The organism is Collinsella aerofaciens (assembly GCF_032584215.1).
Classification (GTDB): Bacteria; Actinomycetota; Coriobacteriia; order Coriobacteriales; family Coriobacteriaceae; genus Collinsella.
The window spans coordinates 1-250 of record NZ_JAWHPN010000172.1 but is presented as its reverse complement, the minus strand read 5'-3'; the positions used below and the strand labels follow the sequence as shown (position 1 = coordinate 250).

Sequence of the window (250 nt, the reverse complement as noted above, 5' to 3'; positions counted from 1 at the left end):
GGACGGCCCCGTCAAGCCGTGACCGGAATCGGTGAAAATACGTTAGCGCAACCGGTGAAACCGCCTTTGCGCGAACGGCGCGCCTGTTTAGCGAAACTGGTGAAAAATAGATTGACGCTAACACCCGCCAGGTACTCCACCTGTTTCGGGGTGCCGAGCCTCGACCACTCCTCCAGGACGGCGGTGGTGAGCGAACATGACCGCCCGGCCTCCACGACCCTGCGGGCCAGCTCCTCGCTAGCGGCCATCG

At 63.2% G+C, this 250-nt stretch carries 1 pseudogene; it reads right to left on the bottom strand.

Annotated elements, in window-relative coordinates:
• Positions 1–11: 11 nt before the first annotated feature.
• Positions 12–250, bottom strand: a pseudogene (locus RX395_RS10230) (hypothetical protein); the annotation flags it as partial.